This is a genomic window from Halopseudomonas sabulinigri (assembly GCF_900105255.1).
In the GTDB taxonomy this organism is placed as follows: Bacteria; Pseudomonadota; Gammaproteobacteria; order Pseudomonadales; family Pseudomonadaceae; genus Halopseudomonas; species Halopseudomonas sabulinigri.
Genome location: NZ_LT629763.1, coordinates 610,299 through 628,827 on the forward strand (window position 1 = coordinate 610,299; position 18,529 = coordinate 628,827).

Annotated in this window: 10 protein-coding genes; 6 read left to right on the plus strand and 4 right to left on the minus strand. The window is 58.9% G+C overall.

The genetic code is table 11. The features are described from left to right. The first annotated feature begins 18 nt into the window (after positions 1-18). The 3 genes from BLU26_RS02670 to tpx all read left to right on the plus strand — a co-directional run bounded on the left by BLU26_RS02670 (position 19) and on the right by tpx (position 6,023). Positions 19-1,725, plus strand: a complete 1,707-nt coding sequence (locus tag BLU26_RS02670; RefSeq protein WP_231701996.1) for an autotransporter assembly complex protein TamA — start codon at positions 19-21, stop codon at positions 1,723-1,725. After that, entirely contained in the window at positions 1,725-5,426 is a 3,702-nt protein-coding gene (locus BLU26_RS02675; RefSeq protein WP_092283605.1) for a translocation/assembly module TamB domain-containing protein, read from the plus strand. The genes BLU26_RS02670 and BLU26_RS02675 overlap by 1 nt, the downstream gene beginning before the upstream one ends. Positions 5,427-5,525: 99 nt before the next feature. Then, on the plus strand, positions 5,526-6,023 hold the full coding sequence (tpx, locus tag BLU26_RS02680; protein WP_092283607.1) for a thiol peroxidase: 498 nt from the start codon (positions 5,526-5,528) through the stop codon (positions 6,021-6,023). Between the two features lie 55 nt (positions 6,024-6,078). Here the strand turns inward: tpx and BLU26_RS02685 are convergent, their stop codons facing one another. Next, on the minus strand, positions 6,079-8,664 hold the full coding sequence (locus BLU26_RS02685; RefSeq protein ID WP_092283609.1) for a hybrid sensor histidine kinase/response regulator: 2,586 nt from the start codon (positions 8,662-8,664) through the stop codon (positions 6,079-6,081). Between the two features lie 643 nt (positions 8,665-9,307). Here BLU26_RS02685 and BLU26_RS02690 point away from each other — a divergent pair. Both BLU26_RS02690 and BLU26_RS02695 read left to right on the plus strand, forming a co-directional pair. Then, entirely contained in the window at positions 9,308-11,656 is a 2,349-nt protein-coding gene (locus BLU26_RS02690) for an alpha/beta fold hydrolase (RefSeq protein WP_092283611.1), read from the plus strand. Positions 11,657-12,012: 356 nt separating this feature from the next. Beyond that, positions 12,013-13,923 (plus strand): putative bifunctional diguanylate cyclase/phosphodiesterase, encoded by a 1,911-nt coding sequence (locus BLU26_RS02695; protein ID WP_172830634.1) that lies wholly within the window; start codon positions 12,013-12,015, stop codon positions 13,921-13,923. A 65-nt stretch (positions 13,924-13,988) separates the two neighbouring features. Here the strand turns inward: BLU26_RS02695 and BLU26_RS02700 are convergent, their stop codons facing one another. From BLU26_RS02700 to BLU26_RS02710, 3 genes are all read right to left on the minus strand, one after another. Continuing rightward, the gene (locus BLU26_RS02700; protein ID WP_092283615.1) at positions 13,989-15,200 is read right to left on the minus strand and encodes a DUF1254 domain-containing protein; all 1,212 of its coding nucleotides are present in this window, start codon (positions 15,198-15,200) and stop codon (positions 13,989-13,991) included. Between the two features lie 64 nt (positions 15,201-15,264). Further along, positions 15,265-16,797: a DUF1254 domain-containing protein gene (locus BLU26_RS02705; protein ID WP_231701997.1), complete on the minus strand. Its 1,533-nt coding sequence runs from the start codon at positions 16,795-16,797 to the stop codon at positions 15,265-15,267. 284 nt (positions 16,798-17,081) lie between these two features. Continuing rightward, positions 17,082-17,978: a LysR family transcriptional regulator gene (locus BLU26_RS02710; protein ID WP_092283619.1), complete on the minus strand. Its 897-nt coding sequence runs from the start codon at positions 17,976-17,978 to the stop codon at positions 17,082-17,084. Between the two features lie 83 nt (positions 17,979-18,061). Here BLU26_RS02710 and BLU26_RS02715 point away from each other — a divergent pair, with 83 nt between their 5' ends. Then, complete coding sequence (locus BLU26_RS02715; protein WP_092283621.1) at positions 18,062-18,523, plus strand: PACE efflux transporter; 462 nt, start codon at positions 18,062-18,064, stop codon at positions 18,521-18,523. Positions 18,524-18,529: the final 6 nt, after the last annotated feature.

The window sequence follows — 18,529 nt, forward strand, 5'->3', positions numbered from 1 at the left end:
AAAGTTCAGGAAGGACGCATGGTTCGATTCACTCCACCGCTAGCGCTGCTTTTGCTCGCACCCACCGCCTGGGCCGACCTGGAGGTGCAGGTGGAGCCGGCGAAGCGCGCGGTCAAGGAAAACATCGAAGCCTACATTGGCCCGGTGGAAGCCGGCAGCCGTGAAGAGCTGCGTCGGCTGTTCGATCACGCGGACGAGCAGGCCACGCTGGCGGCGCAGGCGCTGGGTTATTACCACACCCGTAACTACCTGCATTTCGCCGGCACCGAGGATGATCCGACGCTGATTATCAAGGTCGATCTGGGCTCACCAGTGCGGTTGAACGACATCAGTATCGATATCCAGGGTGAGGGCAAGGGCACCGACGCTTTTGCGCTGACCCTGCCCGAGAATTTCGCGCCCGGCAAGCGTCTCAATCATGGTGACTACGAGAGCATCAAGACCCAGATAAGCAACCGTGCGCTGCAATACGGCTACTTTTCCGGTCAATATCTACAGCACCAGTTGCGCGTCAACCCTGACGCCAACCAGGCGGATGTCGATATCGCCTATCTCACCGGCCCGCGTTACAAGCTGGGCGAAGTGACCTACTCGCAAACCCTGTTCAGCGAGGACCTGCTAGATCGCTTCATACCCTTTGAACCCGGCGTGCCCTACGACGCTGAGCTGATCGGCCAATTCAATCAGGATCTTCTATCCAGCGGCTACTTCAACGGCGTGCAGGTGCTGGCACCGGCGGATAAAGCCGTGGAGAACGTGATCCCGGTCGAGGTTACCCTGAGCGAGCGCGATCCGCACTCGCTGGGTTTTGGTGGCGGTTTCTCTACCGACGTGGGGGTACGTACCAAGGCGACCTGGGATCAGCACTGGCTTAATCCTCAGGGCCACAGCCGGGGCGCAAGCGCCGAGCTATCCAAGCCACGGCAGGAAGTCAGTGCCTTTTATCAGGTGCCGCTGGATCCACCGCTGACCAGCAGCTTGCGCTATTTCCTCGGATGGCAACACGAGGACATAGACGATGTTGAAACCCGCAGTCTGGCGGCGGGCGCAGAGCTGCGCAAGCGTCTGGACAGTGGTTGGGAGCGCACGCTGGGGCTGCGCGTGCAGAATGAGATCTTCTCGCTGGGCGACGACTCAGGCACCAGCACCTTGCTGATTCCGAGCCTGGCAATGCAACGTACCAAGACCTCAGGTGGCGTTGATCCGGCCAAGGGCTACAGCCTGTTGTTCGACGTGCAAGGCGCCAAAAAGGGGCTGATCTCGACCGTCGACTTTGCCCGGGTAATGGGCCAGGCCAAGGGCTTGTATACGCTGTTTGATCGACACCGTCTGTTGGGTCGTCTGCAACTGGGCGCGCTGGCAACCAATGATTTCAGCAATATCCCGCCCTCGCTCCGGTTCTTTGCCGGTGGCGACCAGAGCATACGCGGCTACGCATACCAGACGCTATCGCCCGTCGATAGCACTGGCGAAACCGTGGGCGCGCGTTATCTGATGACCAGCACCGCCGAATACCAGTACGAGTTCATTGACCGCTGGCGGGCAGCCACCTTTGTCGACTACGGCAACGCGGTAGACTCGCCAACCGACCCGCTGAAAACCAGCGTGGGCCTGGGCGTTCGCTGGGTATCGCCTATCGGCCCGCTGCGCGTAGACGTGGCCCGCTCCCTATCCGATCCGGACGAAGGCTTTCGCATCCACTTTTCCATGGGGCCTGATCTCTGATGCGTCTGGCGCTGAAAATCCTGTTCCGCAGCCTGCTGGTGCTGATCGCGCTGCCCTTGCTGCTGTTAGCGTTGCTGGCCAGTGAAACCGTCAACGAGTGGCTGTTTGCCAAAGCGCAATCGCTGGAGCCCCGGCTGCAGCTGGAGTACGTCAGTGGGGATTTGTGGCAAGGCTGGCAATTTGCGCATATCAGCTGGCAGGACACCACGCTGGAACTGCAAATAGAGCAGCTGGATTTTGCCTGGTCGCCGGCCTGCCTGTTTGGCATGAAGCTGTGTATCGATCGCTTGTACAGCGAGAGTATTACCGTGGTGTCACAACCGACGGAGCCCAGTGAGCCCGGCGAGCCTTTCAGCTTGCCGGACTTGCAACTGCCACTGGCCATCGAGCTGGGCGATATTCGCATCGACCGCATCTCGCTTGATGGCGAGAACGCGTTGCTTCGTGACCTGGTGCTGCGTGCCGATGCCGATGGTGACCGGGTTACCATTACGCAGTTTTCCGGTATAGGCCCTGACCTTGACTGGCAGCTGCAAGGTGACCTGCACATGCAGCAGGACTGGCCGCTGAATCTCAAGGGCCGGGTCAATCTGCCGCCGGTGGATGAGCGCGACTGGCACCTTGATCTGGCGGTAGGCGGTGAACTCAAGCAGCAGCTCAGCCTGCAGCTGCAAAGCAGCGGTTACTTGACCGGCCAGTTGAATGGCGAGGTGGCCGTGCTCGCCCCCGAACTACCCGCTTCCATCCACTGGCAGGGCGAGTCGTTTCTGGCGCTGAACAGCCTGCCGCCAAGCCTGACGTTGAATAACCTCAAGCTGGACGCGCAGGGTAATCTGGATGACGGCTTCAAGCTCATTGGCAGCTCGAGCCTGCCGGGGCAGGGTGGCGAGGTGCAGCTGCAACTCGAGGCTTTGGCCAGCTTGACGGGGGTTAGCGACGCGCAGTTACTGCTGTATGTCAGCGAGCAACCAGAGCGCAAGCTGGAACTCAAGGCGCAGGCTAACTGGTCAGATCAGCTCAGCGCCGATGCGCAGGCTAGCCTGCAGCAGGCTTTTCCCTGGTACTGGCTCTACCCGCAGGACTTGGGTGAGGTGGTCTTGCAGCAGCTTGACTTGCAGGCCAGTTTGCGTGGCGAAGAAATCGACAGCGACCTGACGGCGCAGCTCAGCGGCGTTGCCGGGCAGACCATTGATCTGCAGCTGCGCGCGCAGGGTGATCAGCAAGCGCTCAAGGTGGCGCCGCTCAAACTCAGTACCGAGGCTGGCAACCTTGAAGGCCAGGTGGACCTGAAGCTAGCGCCTGACGTTGCCTGGGATGGTCGCTTCCAATTGCATGACTTGAACCCCGGCCTCTTTGTAGCCCAATTGCCCGGCAAACTCAGCGGCGAACTTGCCAGTCAGGGCGCGCTGGCGCAGGACGTACTGCAATTGCAGGCGCAATGGGATATCGACGGAACGCTGCGGCAGCAGCCGCTAGCCCTGGCGGGTAAGCTCAACAAGGCAACTGAAGCCTGGCAGGTGCGTGAACTGCTGGTACGCCAGGGTGAAAATCGCATCAGCGGCGAGGGCGAGTGGGGCCCCCAGGTGAAAGGCTACCTGGATGTTCAGTTGACGCAGTTGGCGACGCTGTGGCCGGAGCTGCGCGGGGCGTTGACCGGGCGTGCAGACTTCAGCGGCACCGATCAAGCGCCGGGGTTAAGGCTGACGTTAGCTGGCGAAACACTCGGCTATGCGGAAAATCAGGCTGAGAGTCTTAGCCTTGATGGCCGCATCAGGCTATCCGAGGCCACGCCCGGTAACCTGATGCTCAAGGCCAGCGGAATACGCAGCAGCGACAACCAGCTGGGCGATCTCACCGCCAGTGCGCAAGGTGATCGAGCCAACCATAGCCTGGCGGTGGATCTGTCTGGTGGGCTGGCCAGTGCGAGTCTGCAGCTGCGTGGCAATCTTAACGATACGCGCTGGCAGGGGCGCCTGACCCAAAGTGAGTTGGCCTACCAGACGTTCGACTGGCAGCTAAACGAAGGTGCAGACCTGCAGTACCAACTGGCCGCAGGCCGCCTCCAACTGAGCGAACACTGCTGGCAGCACGATAGCGCACGCCTGTGCTTCAACGGTCAGCAGACGCTGATGCCCGAGCGGAAGGTGGATATTACCCTGGACGATTTCGATCTTGCCGCACTCAAGCCCTGGATGCCGGATGACATCGAGTGGCAGGCGCAGTTGAGCGCCAGGCTGGCGTTCAATCAAGCGGTGGGTAAGGCTCCCACCGCCGACATACGCATCGCCAGCGAAGACGGCGTGATTCGCGTTTCAGAGGAAGAGCAAACCCTCGATTTCCCTTACCAATTGCTCGAATTTACCACCCTGCTGCAGGAGCGTAAGGCGGACGCCGCGCTACGCCTGAGCAGTGAGAGCCTCGGTCGCCTGGATGTGCAGGCCATGGTGCAAGAGCCAGGCGGCAAGCAGGCGCTTAGCGGGGCCTATCAGATTTCCGGCTTCAAGCTGGATTTTCTGCGTCCCTTTGTTGCTCAGGTGCAACGCCTGGAGGGCGAGGTGAACGGGCAGGGCAACCTGAGCGGTGTGCTGCGTGAGCCTATCATCGACGGCGAATTGCGCTTGCGTGACGGGCACGCCAGTGGCCCGGCGCTGCCGATCAGTCTGGAGGCGCTCAGCGCCGATATTCTGGTACAGGGCCAGCGCGCAAGTATTGACGGCAACTGGACCAGCGGCGAGCGCGGGACCGGGCGACTGAACGGCACCGTCGGTTGGGCGCCTGTGGATGTTGACCTGGAGCTGACCGGCGATGCCCTGCCAGTGACGGTGGAGCCATACGCTGATCTGCTGGTCAGCCCGCAGCTGGACATCGGCCTGCGCGACAATGCATTGCACGTTTCGGGCAAGATTGCCGTGCCCGAGGGCGACATTCGGGTCAGGGAGCTGCCAGCGCAGGCAGTGAGAGTATCGCCCGATACCGTGATCGTCGGGCAGCAGACAGAGGAAGAAGAGTCAGCGCTGGCAATTACCGCACGGGTGCAGTTGGTGATCGGTGATCAGTTGCGTCTGTCTGCCTTCGGTCTGACTGGCCGGCTAAAAGGGCAGTTGGCGGTGCAGGAGAATATGACCGCCAACGGAGATCTGCGCATTCTGGACGGCCGTATCAAGCGGCTGGGGCAGGAGCTCAAGTTACGCCGCGCCATTTTGCTGTTCTCCGGCCCCATCAGTCAGCCCTACATGAACATCGAGGCCGTTCGTGAAGTGGACGATGTGGTTGCTGGCCTGCGGTTGACCGGCAACGCCACCAGCCCGACCTCCGAAGTGTTTTCCGAACCTGGCATGTCGCAACAGGAAGCCATGTCTTACCTGGTTCTGGGGCGTCCGCTGGATGACGAGGGCGACAGCAACGTAGTAGGGCAGGCGGCGCTGGCTCTTGGCCTGGCCGGCGCGGCGCCAGTTACCCAGAAGATTGGCGACACCCTGGGCTTGAACGACTTTGCGGTTGAATCTGAAGGCACAGGGACCGATACCCAAGTGGTGGCCAGTGGCAGCATTACAGATAAGCTCAGCGTGCGTTATGGGGTAGGGGTGTTCGAGCCTGCCAACCAATTGGCGCTGCGCTACGACCTGACCAAGCGGCTGTATCTGGAGGCCATCAGCGGCTTTGCCAGCTCACTGGATTTCTTCTATCGTATCGACTTCTGAACGACGTACTGCTCATCATCACGGTAGCCCGTTGCGGGCTGCCGGTTCGCCCAGAGCGACAACACCATCCTGTGCCAAAGGCACATAAAAGGAGTCATCATGTCTAGCGTCACAATGCGCGGTAACCCGATTTCCGTTGGCGGCCAATTCCCGGCCACAGGTGACAAGGCGCCGGCTTTCAGCCTGGTGGCCAAGGATCTGTCCGATGTCAGCCTCGCGAGCCTGACCGGTAAGCGCAAAATTCTCAACATCTTCCCCAGCGTGGATACGCCCACCTGCGCTACCTCAGTGCGCACGTTCAACACCAAGGCCAGTGCACTGGAAAACACCGTAGTGCTCTGCATCTCTGCGGATTTGCCTTTTGCGCAAGCGCGCTTCTGTGGCGCTGAAGGGTTGGACAACGTGGTAAACCTGTCGACCATGCGCGGCAGCGAGTTCATCCGCAACTACGGCGTCGACATCGAGAACGGTCCGCTGGCCGGCCTGACTGCCCGGGCGGTGGTAGTCCTGGATGAGGATGACAAGGTGTTGCACAGCGAGCTGGTCAGTGAAATCGGCAATGAGCCTAATTACGACGCTGCCCTGGCGGCGCTGTAACCAAGGCATAAAAAACGGCGCCTCGTTGGCGCCGTTTTTTGTACTTAGCTGTTTATCACGTTCCGCTTTGAGTTGATTGCGCATTGGCGCGCTTTATTAAGTCTGCCAGCACCGGTAGCACTTTAAACTCTTCGACCGGCTTGTCTAACCAGGCAACGCCCTCTACCCGCCCATCCAGCAGTCGCTGCCCCTCATCGCAGTAGGCTGAAACCACCAGCACCGGCAGGTGCCGTGTGGCATTTTGTAGGCGCAGCTCCCTGATCAGGCTGAGGCCGTGGCCATCCGGCAAGCGCAGATCGGTCACCAGGGCATCTGGTGGCTCGTTAAACAATATCGGGCGTGCTTCTCGCATACTGTGGATGATAACCGGCTGGTAGCCAGCGCGGCGCAGCATCAGCCCCATGAACTGTGCGTAAGTCTCGTCGTCATCCAGCACCAGCACCCGGGTTGCATGCTCGGCTGGCGCCTCAGAGACCTCCTCTATATCGGTAGCGGCCAGGGGCAATTCCAGCCAGAAGGTCGCGCCCTGGCCAGGCTCTGAGTGAAAGCCTACTTCGCCGCCCATCTTCTCCATCAGGTCGCGGCTGATCGCCAAACCCAGGCCGGTTCCCGGCTTCTGCCGATTATCGGCGCTATCAGCCTGGGCAAACTTGCTGAAAATCATGGGCTGGAAGGAGGCCGGTATGCCCTCGCCCTGATCCGATACGCTGATACGCAAGCGGCCGGCGGACCGCTCCAATGTGACCTTTACCAGGCCTGCGGGTGGCGAGAACTTGATCGCGTTGGAGAGAAAGTTGCTGAGCACCTGATGCAGGCGGATGCCGTCCACATTGGCCCAATACTCGTTACTCGGTGCGCACTGCAAGGTCACCTGATGCTTGTCGGCGTAGCCCTGGTTGGCGGCAATCGCATCGCTTACCAGCACATCTACCCGCTGTACGCGGATATCGAAAGTCATTTTACCAGCGGCCAGCTTTTCCATATCCAGCAGGTCATTGATCAGGTGGTTCAGGCGCAGGCTGTTGGTATGCGCGATCTCCAGCATTTTTTGCATGGGCTCTGGGACCGCGCCGAGCGACCCACTATTGACGATGCCCAGCGCGCCGGAGATGGATGTCAGCGGGGTGCGCAACTCATGACTGACGGTCGAGACAAACTCGTTCTTCATGGCCTCGACCTGCTTTTGCTCGGTCAGGTCAAGCATGGTACCGCTGGCGCGCAGCGCCTTGCCGGCATCATCGCGTTGCAGTGCGCCGCGCAGTAACAGGCAGACCTCGCTGCCATTCTTGTGCAGGAAGCGTGTTTCGCAGGCGAACGACATGGTGTCTGATGCAAGCGCCTGCTGCAGTTGCTTCAACAAAGTATGTCGCGCCGCGGGCGCGATAACCGCCTGCCACCGGTGCAGGGATTGAAACCCACGATGTTGTGGATAACCGAGCATTTCCCAGGCGCGCGCAGACGCCACAAAGCGCCATTGCTCGATGTCGACATCCCACCAGCCATCGTTGCTGCCCTTGAGTACCAGCCGTTGTCGCTCCTCACTTTGTCTCAGGGCATCGTTGCTGGCACGCATCTTTTCGGTCATACGCGCGGCCAGCGCTTCGGCCTGATCGCGACGCAAATTAAGCAGGGACGCCAGCAAGAACAGCATCAAGGCGATGCCCACACCGGCAATCAGTACCAGCGCGTGGGAGGGTATGCTCTGATCGAACTCCGCTGTGCTGCTGAATGATAACTGCCAGTCGCGACCGTACAGCGGCACCAGGATCTGGCGGCTAAACAGCGGCGCCTTGGCGCCTTTGGATTGTTCAGTTGCAAACAGCAGCTGGGGCACGGCGCTGTCGGTTACATCGCGCAGCTCGTAACTGATCCGCGGATTGGCGTAACCAAGAATACCGCGCAGCAAATCGCCCATCCGATAGGGGCTATAGACAAAGCCCTTGAGTGCCGTCTGGCGCTGTTCTGCGGTGCCCAGAGGCATGCCGCTCGCATACACCGGCACATACATGAGAATGCCAGCCTGCACCTTGCCATGGGTTTCCTGTAACAGCGTTACCGCTCCAGTGACACTGGTCTTGCCGCTGTCTACGGCATTTTGCATTGCCTGCCGGCGGGTGCTTTCGGAGTACATGTCGAAGCCGAACGCCGCCAGGTTACGGCCGGAAAAAGGCTCAAGAAACAAAATGGAGGTATAGAAGGGGCGTTCGCCCTCGGGATGTACGCGAAAGGCCGGGAAGCCCTCCGCGCGAACCTGCGACTCAAAAGCTGTCAGCTGCTCAGGCGCAATAGCCGCGGCAAAACCCACGCCCATGATCCCGGGATAATGCTCAGACAGCCGTAATCGTTCGATCTGCTGCTTCCATTCCTGCCGGGTAACCTGCTCGCTGGCATCGATCAGGCCGGCCGCGCCAAGCAAAATCTGTTCATGGTCGACCATGCGTTTGCGAATAGCTGCAGACATGTCGGTGGCCAGCAGCTCAAACTGGCGTTCAGCCAGCACCACCTCACGTTGTCGGAGGTATTGCCAGGCCAGCAGCGAGGTAAGTAACGCGATAGCCAGAACAAACCATGCCAGCACGTTCTTTTGGCTGAAGATGGCGCGCCTCAGATTGAAGGGCGACTCGCGGCGGTTAAAAGGCATGGGCGTCACTACGTATCATAACTATCTCGGCAAAAGCACCTGTGCCTATGATAGTTGGCCAGCGCAATGATTGCAGGGCAATATCGCAGCGAGACGCGCTTTTCATGCGCGTTGCGCTAAATTCGTACGGTCGGGCTGTCAGCTTCTCATCACCTGGCGGCGTCTCTGGTTAACTCTGGCAGCCCTAGGGCCAGGTGCCCTCAGCGTCTCCAATAACCTGCCCTCCGGTAGGGTCCACCGTCGCACACATGATCGCTGAGGCCCCTTGCTCAGGTGGCTGTGCGTTCAACCTCTCGGGCAGGGGCTGACGACGGGCGCCACCACCGGCCAGGTGCGGCTACGTAGTAGGGCAGGGTAGCACCTTGGAGTCTTGAAAGCGCTGATCTGCGATACGCCAAAATATTCAGCCCGTCGTAACACGCCCTACAGCACCCAGCGCTGATCGCGCCAAACCGCAGCTTCGCAAGGCCGTAAAGGGTTACGCAGCAGAAGCAGATCCAGTTGTTCGATATGTCTCGCCATACACAATAATGATTGGCTAACAACCAATGGAACAAATATCGAATATGTCCTATTAATGGCGGTATCTGATTTCTAAAAAAAGGCCCATACAAGGCGCCCACAACAACAATATGGAGTCATTATGCGCAGTAACCCCTATATAAAACTCACCCCTTTGGCACTGGCAACCACCCTCGCACTCGGCGGCTGTCTTAGTAGTGGTGGGGGTGGCGATGACGAAGCAGCAACGCGGTCCAGTTTTTATCCTCTGTTTGATCCCGCAGCGAGTCTGGTTGACCGGGCGCTGCCCATACCCAACAACTTGGCCATGCGCGGCACCACGGACGGCACCCTGAATATCCTGCTGAACGATGTTGCAGAGGGGAGCTATACAACCCTGCTTGAGCAGGTAAACGACCTTGACGGCTGGTCTACAGTCGCGCCAGTGCAAGTACCGTTCAGTGAGGCGATTGACGGCGAATTCCTCGATGACAATGTTGTCGTGTTACGCACGACTCTGGTGTCGCCGGCGACTGCGCAGCTGCTGCAGGACGCGGCCAGTCTGTATTCTGAAGAGGGCGCGGCTGCGGCGGTTGAGGCGATCAACAACGCCGTTGCACTGAATGCACATGACGCGATGAGTGGCCATCAAGTGCCGCTGGCCGACTTTACCTGTGCCGATGCGGTCACCGATCAGTTCAGCGTCAGCGTGGCGGCGACGGATGACCATCTGCTGCTGCTCAAGCCGCTCGTTCCGCTCGCCAGTGGCGATGATCTGGCCTGTCTGGAGCAGGGTGGTGCCTTCTATCAGAGCGTGATTGCTGCCTCGGACCTGGAGACAACGGCTTTTTCCAATGGCTATATTCCCCTGCTGCTCGACGGTTTGAACAGCGCCGAGGCGGTTGCGGTGGGCCGTGACGAACATTTTGATCAAGCCAACAGTGAGCCAGCCAGCGGCGAGTCGGCAGCAACCGGTGACCTGAAAGCACTGTACGGCGAAATTAGAGCGGTGATCGAAGGGGCAGGCATCGATCCCGATGACGTGGTGCTCAGCTTTGCCTTCAGCACGCAAGCCATCAGTCCGGTGCTGGATTATCTGGCAGAGCACGCCCGTGCCCACAACAGCAGTTTTACCCTGGCTGCGCCGGCGGGCACCGTTTTGCCCAACGCAAACATTTACCGTGGCACCTTGCAGCAGGTGCATTATTACCTCAACAACAAACCGGCCAATATCGCGGCCGATGACGGCCTAACCAGCGCTGAAGACGCCAGTTCAGTGCTTGAAGGGCAGTGGGTCAGTGTGCTGGGTCATGGCGTCACGCGCTTTGATATTGCCGCCGGCCGCGCGCCGGTGACGGATCAGGCCGTCGACCTGCCCATGGTGGTTACGCTCCCCACTGGCACCGCTCCAGCAGCGGGTTGGCCGGTAGTTATCTACCAACATGGCCAGGGAAGTGACCGCTCCGCTGCGGTCGGGCTGGCGGCGCACTTCGCAGCGCAGGGCTGGGCCGTCGTGGCCATCGATCACCCGCTGCACGGCGTGACCTCCAGTAATGCGCTGGCGGGCCTGTTGATGGATCCGACCAACGAACGACACTTCTATATCGACATGGACGGTGATGGCGTGATGGATGCCTCTGGCGCGCACTCAATGAATGGCTCACCCGCTACCGTACGCGACATCCGCCGCCAGACAGTGGCTGACTTGCATCAATTGCTTGCCAGCCTGGACAGCATGAATATTGGTGGGCAGAGACTGGACAACAACCGGGTAGGCTACGTGGGTATTTCGATGGGGGGTGTAATCGGCTCGATGTTTGCTGGCACCGTTGCCGACGATCAGGTGCAGGCCTTCACGCTTGATGTGCCGGGCGGCGGCATGGCCAAGCTATTTGATGGTTCCGTCGTATTTGCCTCGCGCTTCCGGCCACAACTTGCGGCGCAGGGGCTGGACTATGGCACGTCCGAGTATGAGGCATATTTTGCTCTGGATCAGGCGGTACAGGACAGCGGCGACCCGATCAACTATGCCCGGGCCATCAATGCCGGTACGGCCGGCGTCCACATGGTTGAAATGGTAGGTTCAGAGAGTGGTAATCCGCCCGATCTGGTGCTGCCGAACAACTTGATGAATGCAGCTAACTACAACGCCATCTTCCGGACTGTCGGTCTGTCGGACACCCAGGTAGCAGAAACCGCGCCTTTGTCAGGAACTACCCCCTTGTGGCAAAGCAGTGACCTGAGCCCGCTGACCAGCGGAGCGGCGGCTGAAAGCCCGGTTCGTCGGGTGGTTCGTTACACTGGCGGTAGTCACTTCTCACTGCACCTTGAGGATCGTCCGGCCAGCATGGCGCCGTTCAATGCTCTGTTCCCCGTGGCCAACGGGACCGCGACCATGAACGCCGTGCAGCGGCAGACGGTTGAGTTTCTTACCTCTGGTGGGGCGCTTTTGCGTGTTGCCTCGGAGGAGCAACCACTGGTCAGCCCATAACACCACCACGTATCCCGGCGGCCAGGCGCGTTTCTCAGGTCTGACCGCCGAGACTTTGCGACGGCCAAGCTACCGCGTTAGCGGTTTGCTCGGCTTACAGCCAAAGCGTCAATCCAAACGTTGTTCTTTTGTGAGGTGCGTCACGCCCCGCACCTCCCGTCTATACCAGCCAATCAATTAAATTTATTTTGACGCTATTTTTATGACGCAGGCCGCGAGTTAGAGCGGGCGCGTCCAAAACCGCGTTTGCAACGCTCAAGCTCGGGGCTTGCGCAGGTTGCACGATATTCGTTAGCGTTCGCGATTGCGCTGTATTTGAGCTCATAGAACGTTGTCGCTAAGGAAGCATGCACTGTATGCCAAACATGCAGGAAGAAACGGATTTGGAGTCTTTGCTGCAGAGTAATGTGCGGACTCAACAGGCTGACCGGCTGATGCTGATCGCCAACGCGCTCGCGGTCATATTACTGCTGATTGCCTTGCGTACCCTTAGCTCGGGTGACCTGTTCAATAGTGGCCTGGTCGCTGCGGCCTTCACCGTGGTCATGTTCGCTCGCCGGCTTAACCGGCGAGGCCGCGTGGACGCCTCGGTGCGGCTGGTGCTGGTTGCGCTGACGCTGGTCGTCAGTCTCTCCATGTGGCACAGCCAGGGGCTCTATAGTGGTGCGATACTGGCTTTTCCTGCCTTGCTGGTGGTTGCTGGCACCGTAGCCAGCCGCGGTCTTTTTCTGACGCTCTTGGGCCTCATGTTGTGTGTGGTCGCGTTTATCAGCTATGCCGCCGTCAGCGGATTGAAAGCTTACTACCCAGCGCCAATGGGGGTTGGGCGTGTGGTGGTGGTCAGCTGCATACTGGTAGTCTCGGCGCTGGCCATCTCGCTGCTGATGCGCGATTTACGGTCTGCGCGCATGTTGCTGCAACAGGAAATGCGCCGCCTGCACTCCTCGGAAGCCAAGCTGACTCACCTTGCGCACCATGACCCCTTGACCGATTTGCCCAATCGCGAGGCGATAGCCACGCTGGTGCAAGGTTCAATCGAGCGGGCGAGGGGGCAGGGCAGGCAACTGGCCCTTTTGTTCGTCGATATCGACAACTTCAAGACCATCAACGATTCGTTGGGTTACGCCGCGGGCGATGAACTGTTGCAAGCCATCGCTGGTCGGCTGAAGCAGGCGATCCGCGGGGCGGATACGGTCAGCCGCCAGGGCGGGGATGAGTTCATCATGACCTTGCCCGACCTGGACAGTCAGGACACTGCGATTACGGTAGCCCGCCGTATGCAGGAGATAGTCAGCCAGCCGATCCAGCTGCGTGACATGCAACTGATCACCTCACTGTCTATTGGCATTGCGCTGTTTCCGCGCGACGGTGACGATTTTTCGGCTTTGCTACGCAAGGCAGAGCTGGCCATGCAGCGCGCCAAATCAACTGGCCGCAATAGCTATTGCCTGTTCGATGAGCAAATGAACGTCAACACCCATGAGCGACTCGGCATAGAGCAGGACTTACGCCAGGCGTTGGTACGCAGTGAATTCGTACTGCATTTTCAACCGATTGTGGATCTAACTGCCAACAAGCTGGTAGGCGCAGAGGCGCTGCTGCGCTGGCACCACCCGGAACGCGGGTTGCTTGGGCCAGACCTGTTTATTGGCGTGGCCGAACAATCTGGGCTGATTACCGAGATAGGCGAATGGGTACTGAATGAGGCTTGCCATGAAGCCGCCCGCTGGCAGAGGCAGGGCGCTAGGGGGCTTGCCGTCTCGGTAAACCTTTCTACGGTGCAGCTGCACCGCGGCGATCTGGAGGCGATTATCGCCCAGGCGCTGGTGGCTTCAGCATTGCCGCCTGCATTACTGGAACTCGAGTTGACCGAGTCGATGTTGCTGGAAAAATCCGACAGCTTCATTCAGCGACTGAGAAGCCTGAAAGAGCTGGGCGTAAAACTGTCGATTGATGACTTTGGCACCGGTTACTCCAATCTTTCGTACCTACAACGGTTCCAGGTCGATAAATTGAAAATTGACAAGTCATTCGTCACCAACCTCAGCAGCAACGAGCAGAACCGCGCGATCGTCACTGCAATCATTCAAATGGCACACAGCCTTAAGCTGAAGACCACCGCCGAGGGCATCGAGCATCAAGTGGTGAAAACCATCCTGACATCCCTGGGCTGCCATTTTGGACAGGGTTACCTGTTCGCCAAGCCCATGCCGGCGGACGACTTCCTGGGCTTGGCCCAGCAGGCCCGTGTTGAACGGGAGCGCTAAGCGCGCCCCCGTATCCTGCTTGGTCATGGCCGCGCGGTGCTGAACACTTCCTGCATGGGCTGAGTTCAGTTGCTTACAGGCTTGGGATCGGGCAACGCATACTGGTTGTCCTGTACTGATTGGTCGGGCATGTAAACACGGAAAGCCAAAGTCCAGTTATCGGTGGGCGCGATCAGCAGGTTTTTAGCGTTCTCTCCGCAGGTGTCGGGCGTGCCGAAATGCAGCGTAAAGCTGTTGCCGCCTTCATCAGACTGGATCTCGTGATTGGAGAGGCTCGAGCCTTCCTCGGTTTTTAGGTAAAGATCATCGCCGTAGATAGTCATTGAATAGAAACCAAGCTCTGGATCAGCCATGCCCGGAATAGAGTATTGCGCGCTATAGCAGGTTTCCTTGCTGACCTTGTAGGTACTGAAGGAATACCAGGCGTGTTGGTCAGGTAGCAGGCCGGTAGCCGCAGCCGCGCCTACGTTGATGTCATCCTGGGTGATGCTGCCGCGCGCACCCATGGTCTTGCTCACACCCCGAGTGTCGCCCAGATTCACGTACTCCTGTGTGAGGGCCTTGAGCTGCTCTTCGTTCCAGTCGATGACAACAAAGGGCTTGGGCTCGTAGCCGTTGGGGAAGGTGATCTTGTACTGATCCTGCTGGGCATTGGCTTTGGCGATATCCTCGGGATCATTTGGATTGACCTGGGTGCGGATATTGACGACCAGGAAGTTGGTTACCGTTTCAGGGTCGATTACATAGTCACCCGCGCCGTAATAGACGTTATCGGTGACGTGATCATGCTGCATGACATGAACGGAGAAGTAACGTCCGTCCCCCTCGGGCACGCTGATCGTCGCACCATGGGATGCATCAATCACAGCAAACGAGTACAACGTGTCGCGATTCATCAGCACCGCCGGCTGCTTGTCCAGTTCCATGGGTTTGCGGTGGTGGTAAAACGTATTGGTGGCACCAAGGTTTACTTCGCGCTGCATGGCAACATCAAGGCTGGCAAATGCAAAGTTGTGCTTGGTGACTGGCACGTCGCTTTGGCCGGGCAGGGTGGTTTCTAGTTCTCGGGCTTCCTCGAGGGTAAGTAGAGCGGTAGCAGTATCGTTCGGCGCCTCAGGCGCCTCAGCCTTCGGGAGTGTCTCAGGCGCGGCAGCAGGTGGAGTATTGTCTGCGGTGTCGGTTGGCTCCGTTTCAACCTCCGGTTCGGTGGGCTCACAGCCAGCGGCAAACAGAACAGACAGCAGCGCAGTGGTCAGCAATTTCAGTTTTACGTTCATAGCGTGTCATCCACATGAGAGGTAGCAGTAGAGCGGGGCAGGACCCGCAGATACGATTGGACTTTTATTGGATTTTTTCGATGTCGCCGGGTTTCCAAGAACCGTCAAGGGCTGGCTGAGAAGGTGCATACAACCGAAGAATCGTGAAAAATCCGCGCTCCGGTGCGGTGGCGAGCCAATTGCTTTCCTTGCCCTCGGGCGCTTCCGGTCCAATGTACAAAGTTGTGCTGCCATCGGGGTTCTGTTCAGGGTTGTCGAGTTTTCCCAGCGAGGGGAAGGGTTGGCCGTTATTCAGACCAGACGCATTTTCGGCCTCGTACAGCGTTACCGACCAGAACAGCTCTGCCGGGATATTGGGGGGCAGCTCTACCTTGTAGTTGCTGTGTCCATCCAGCGCGTCGCCTGCGCCATCGTTGAACGCGATCATGTAGTACGCGCCCTTGCCTGGCGTCATGGAGACCATGCCGGGGCTGATTGAATAGTAGTCGGTAAAGAACCAGGTGCGGGCATCCAGCTCCCGGAACCCGCCTTGGGTGGTGAAACTGAGGTCGACTAGTGCATCCGGCCAGCGCGCTTCCATGTTGTTGATCGGATTCAACCACTGACGGTCCTGGTAGACGCGGAAGTCGGAGTCGCCAGTGCCTTGCTGCAGGCCAATCACGCGACTGGTCTTGTAGGCGGTCATGGCCGCCGCATCCAGAATCTTGGTGGTGTCGGCGCTCGGTTCAAACGGCTTGTCCTGTACGATACCCAGACCGGCCAGCATCCCCAGCCAGTCAGGGTCGGCGAGGTTGGAACCCTCGGTGTCGACCAGATACTTGAGTTGTTTGAAGGCCTCAGCGTCGGTGCGCGGCAGCATGTTGTGGGGCTTGCCTGAAGCCATCTCGAATCTCATGGGTGCGGCGCTGTCTTGCTTGCCGAGCGGATACAACACGCTCTGCGTGAGTACATCGACCGCGGGCTGGATGTTATCCAGAGACTGGTAGAAGGAGCGCAGGAAGATGAAAACGTTATTGGTAGCCGAGCGGTAGACGTAGTGACCGTCCGGCACATCGCCGGTATAACCTGGCGGCAGTATCAGAAACTTGCCGCCTTTGCCTCCGTCGGGGCCAGGCAGGCCAATGTCGCCAAAGAATTTGCCACCGTCATGCGGGATTGGCCGCTGCCACATATCGAGCAGGATGCCTTGCAGTTTGGGCGGCGCTTCGAATACCAGGGGGCCTGTATCGGCCAGGTTGACAAAGACCATGCCGTAAATCAGATCCGAGTTGGGCGTGGTGATGAGCGTCTTGGCGTCCAGCCGTTTTTCCCAGATCGCCATGGTGTTGTAGGTTGGCGAGTACGTTGCGGCAAAACCGTCGCGCATGCCCATGGTGTTAAGCAGTGGCATCGCCCACAGATAGGTTTGCGAGGCACGCTGGAACCAGAGTTCCTCGGTCAGGGTCTGAGCGGTTTCGGCCGTGGGACGATTATTTTCGAGCGGGAGATTGGCCAGTTCCTCGAAGCGTTTGCTGTCTGCCGCCACGTTAAGGCTTAGGATCAAGGCGGTACTGAGCAGCGTCCTGCCGAAACTGCGCGTAGTGATGGGTGAACTCACAGGGTTACCTCCGTTGTATTTGATCATACAACCTGGCCACTCTGTTGCTCAGCCAGCAGCCTCAACCGAGCAAATTGCTCACGTCACAGCATAGTTCGGGAAAACCAGTTATCCAGGTAGACGCGAGGTGATTTGTGAACGGTGACCAGTCGTTGAACCTGATGTTTCAATGTTGAGGATTGATTACTCCGGAGCGTCTTCACCAAACATTGCGATTCGCATAATATATATTATGTTAAATACGATAATGCGTATTTCATTCTTATGTATTCAGTACTCACTGCTCACAACTCCTCTGCATTCAACTCTGTATTCAACAAGGCATCACGTAACCAGCTCCCTGCCGGCCCTAACGGTCGTTCGCGAGACCAGATAACTTCCAGCGCCTGATGACGTGGCCAACCCGGTATCTGGAGTTCAACCAGGCGTTCGGCGGCGTAGCTATTGACCAGCCAACGCGGTAAGGCGGCCCAGCCGAAGCCCAGTACGGCAAGATCAAGCAGTATTAGATAGTTGGGCGCTGACCAGCTGCGTACGCGGCTTTTTGGTACGTCATCCAGCCGTGCGCCGGTTTCGTGCAAAGTATTGAGGCGTAGTGAGCGCCATTGCCCCAGCTCGTCCAGGCTTAGCTGCGCGGTTGTGGCCAACGGATGTGTGGCGGCGACAAAAATTGCAAATTCGGCGCGTTCGGCGACGGTTGCGCTGCCAATCTCGGGCGGATGTGGGCCTGTTGCCGGCAATAGACCCAGGGCCGCGCGACCGCTGCTGATCAGGTTGATGACATCAGCGTGTTCGGCAAATACGCATTCCAGTTCCAGTTCGGGAAAACGTTCTGCCAATCGGGTCATCCGGGTTTTGTAATCCGGTGACTGGTAGGCATCGGACATGACCAGTGTGAGTCTGGCTTCAAGCCCTCCTGCCAGCGCCCCAGCGGCCAACTGCAAGCGATCAGAGGCGCCCAGCACATCCTCTACTCGTGGCAGCAATGCGCGGCCTGCATCGGTCAACATGGGTGCTTTGCCGCTGCGATCAAACAGGTTGACGCCAAGGTCGATTTCCAACCGCGCGACCGCTTCGCTGACCGTGGATTGGCTTTTGCCCAGGCGCCGCGCTGCGGCGCTAAAGCTGCCCTGGGCAGCGGCTTGCATAAAGGCTTCAAGTGATTCTGGCGATAACTTCATATCGGCTTTCCCGATGGAACCTAATTTATTAATGCAGGTTAAACCGGAGAAAATGCCGATGTCGATCTCTGGAGCTGTTTGTTATGTCTTCCGCCGCCCTCACCCCCCACAAATCACTGCCTGAACGTGTGCTGCATGCGCTGCTGTTTGAGCTGATTGCGCTAGTGCTCTTTGCGCCCCTGATCGCGCTGATGACCAGCCAAAGCCTGGCGCGCACGGGCGTGCTGACGGTAATGCTGTCGTTGATTGCGATGGGTTGGAATATGCTATTTAGCGCTGGCTTCGAGGCCCTTGAGCGCCGCCTTGGCTGGCCACGCACGCTGTGGGTACGACTGCTGCATGCCGGCCTGTTCGAGTTGGGTCTGCTGCTGGTGATGGTGCCGCTGATTGCCTGGTGGCTGCATGTTGGCTTGCTGCAGGCGCTGTTATTGGATATCGGTCTGGTGTTGCTGTTTCTGCCGTACACCTTGATATTCAACTGGCTGTACGATCTGGCCCGCCCCCGTGTGCTCACCCGTCGCCGCCGGGCGAGCACCAACGCCTGAGCGGGG

Bases quoted from the DNA above. Each gene is read 5' to 3' on its own strand.
- BLU26_RS02670 (WP_231701996.1), top strand. From the start codon at position 19: ATGGTTCGATTCACTCCACCGCTAGCGCTGCTTTTGCTCGCACCCACC.
- BLU26_RS02675 (WP_092283605.1), top strand. From the start codon at position 1,725: ATGCGTCTGGCGCTGAAAATCCTGTTCCGCAGCCTGCTGGTGCTGATC.
- tpx (WP_092283607.1), top strand. From the start codon at position 5,526: ATGTCTAGCGTCACAATGCGCGGTAACCCGATTTCCGTTGGCGGCCAA.
- BLU26_RS02685 (WP_092283609.1), bottom strand. From the start codon at position 8,664: ATGCCTTTTAACCGCCGCGAGTCGCCCTTCAATCTGAGGCGCGCCATC.
- BLU26_RS02690 (WP_092283611.1), top strand. From the start codon at position 9,308: ATGCGCAGTAACCCCTATATAAAACTCACCCCTTTGGCACTGGCAACC.
- BLU26_RS02695 (WP_172830634.1), top strand. From the start codon at position 12,013: ATGCCAAACATGCAGGAAGAAACGGATTTGGAGTCTTTGCTGCAGAGT.
- BLU26_RS02700 (WP_092283615.1), bottom strand. From the start codon at position 15,200: ATGAACGTAAAACTGAAATTGCTGACCACTGCGCTGCTGTCTGTTCTG.
- BLU26_RS02710 (WP_092283619.1), bottom strand. From the start codon at position 17,978: ATGAAGTTATCGCCAGAATCACTTGAAGCCTTTATGCAAGCCGCTGCC.
- BLU26_RS02715 (WP_092283621.1), top strand. From the start codon at position 18,062: ATGTCTTCCGCCGCCCTCACCCCCCACAAATCACTGCCTGAACGTGTG.